Source organism: Paraburkholderia sp., from assembly GCF_049581445.1.
Lineage (GTDB): Bacteria > Pseudomonadota > Gammaproteobacteria > Burkholderiales > Burkholderiaceae > Paraburkholderia.
Window position 1 is genome coordinate 1 of sequence record NZ_JBAURZ010000384.1, and the last position, 1924, is coordinate 1924.

3 protein-coding genes are annotated in these 1924 nt (G+C 66.3%); all 3 read left to right on the forward strand.

Features of this window, described 5'->3' with window-relative positions; all coding sequences use genetic code 11:
• Positions 1-623 (forward strand): FAD-dependent oxidoreductase (locus WCA85_RS33250; RefSeq protein ID WP_424069682.1); only part of this gene is annotated, 623 nt, incomplete at its 5' end.
• Positions 624-695: 72 nt separating this feature from the next.
• Positions 696-893: a sulfur carrier protein ThiS gene (gene thiS / locus WCA85_RS33255; protein ID WP_424069684.1), complete on the forward strand. Its 198-nt coding sequence runs from the start codon at positions 696-698 to the stop codon at positions 891-893.
• A 78-nt stretch (positions 894-971) separates the two neighbouring features.
• Complete coding sequence (locus WCA85_RS33260; protein ID WP_424069686.1) at positions 972-1787, forward strand: thiazole synthase; 816 nt, start codon at positions 972-974, stop codon at positions 1785-1787.
• The last annotated feature ends 137 nt before the right edge of the window (positions 1788-1924 follow it).

Genomic DNA, 1924 nt, shown 5'->3' on the forward strand with positions numbered 1-1924 from the left:
GTGTCGAGACGCACTGGAACACGCCGGTGGACGAGCAGGCACTGCCGCCCGCGCGCGTGACGGTCGATTGCCGCGGCCTCGGCGCGAAGGCGGTTCTGCCTACGTTGCGCGGGATTCGAGGTGAGGTCGCAAGAGTGCATGCGCCGGGCATCAACCTCACGCGTCCGGTGCGGCTGCTGCATCCGCGTTATCCGCTGTACATCGCGCCCAAGCAGGACGATCTCTACGTGATCGGCGCTACCGAAGTTGAAGGTGAGGACATGTCGCCCGTCAGCGTGCGTTCCGCTTTGGAACTGCTGAGCGCGGCGTTCTCGATTCATCCGGGCTTCGGTGAGGCGCGCATACTCGAACTGAATTCGCAGTGCCGCCCCACGTTGCCGGACCACCGTCCGGCGCTGGTTTGGGATGGCGCGCACACCGTGCGCGTGAACGGCCTGTACCGGCATGGCTACATGATCGTGCCGGAAGTCGCCGACGAGGCGGTGCGCTTCGCGGTTGCGCTGCTGGACGGCCGTATCGGCGACGCCGACGCTTTTGCCGACTGGCGGCGCGATGCCCGCTGGAGCGAGCTGTTCCAGCTTGGCCGGCTCGACTCTCAGTATCACTCGCGGGTGCCGGCATGAGCGTTGCGACGCGAATTGCAGCGGCAGCCTGTCTGGCCACCTGTATCACCGATTGAACCGTATTTGCAGACCATGGACATTCATATCAATCAGAAGCCGCTCTCGCTCCCCGACGGAGCGACCGTCGCCGACGCACTGTCCGCCTTCGGCGCCCGTCCGCCATTCGCGGTCGCCCTGAATGGCGATTTCGTTGCCCGCACCCAGCACGCCGCGCGCGCGCTGCAAGCCGGCGACAAGCTCGACGTCGTGCAACCCGTCGCCGGCGGCTAACCCGGCCAGCGCCTACGGCTAAATAAGCGACCGCCTACCGCTTAGCGGCCGTGCATCGCCAGAGACAAGGATTTCCAGATGAACGCTTCCACCACCGCTGACGCCCTCACGCTGTACGGCGAAACTTTCGCCAGCCGCGTGCTGCTTGGCACCTCGCGCTATCCGTCGCTGCAGTCGCTGTCCGATTCAATCGACGCAGCAAAGCCCGGCATGATTACCGTCGCGCTGCGCCGTCAGATGAACGAGGGCGGCGCCGAAGCCGGCTTCTTCGATCTGCTCAAACGTCACGGCGTGCCGCTGCTGCCGAATACGGCTGGCTGCCAGAGCGTCGGCGAAGCGGTCACGACCGCGCACATGGCGCGCGAAGTCTTCGAAACCGACTGGATCAAGCTCGAACTGATCGGCGACGACTACACCCTGCAGCCTGACCCGGTGGGCCTGATCGAAGCCGCCGCGCGGCTCGTCAAAGACGGCTTCAAGGTATTGCCGTATTGCACGGAAGATCTGGTGATCGGGCGCCGTCTGCTGGATGCAGGCTGCGAGGCGCTGATGCCATGGGGCGCGCCAATCGGCACCGGCAAGGGGGTCATCAATCCCTATGGCTTAAGGGTCCTGCGCGACCGGCTGCCCGACGTGCCGCTGATCGTCGACGCTGGCCTCGGCGTGCCGTCGCATGCAGCGCAAGTGATGGAGTGGGGCTTCGACGGCGTGCTGCTGAACACCGCGGTGTCGCAGGCGACGCATCCTGAAGCGATGGCCCGCGCGTTTGCGCTCGGCGTCGAAGCGGGCCGCCAGGCATATCTGGCCGGTCCAATGGCCGAACGTGAAACCGCCCACGCGAGCACGCCGGTGGTCGGCATGCCGTTCTGGCATCAGGATGGGAGCGCCGCATGACGTCCACGACAAACCAGACTCTGCCGCTCACGGGCCGCGACCTGTTCTGGCCGCCCGCCGATGAACTCACCGAAGCCGCGGAGCGCATCCGCGCGCGCCTCGGCGACTGGCCGCAGTCTCACGTGGCGTGGCGCATC

Bases quoted from the DNA above. Each gene is read 5' to 3' on its own strand.
- WCA85_RS33260 (WP_424069686.1), top strand. From the start codon at position 972: ATGAACGCTTCCACCACCGCTGACGCCCTCACGCTGTACGGCGAAACT.
- thiS (WP_424069684.1), top strand. From the start codon at position 696: ATGGACATTCATATCAATCAGAAGCCGCTCTCGCTCCCCGACGGAGCG.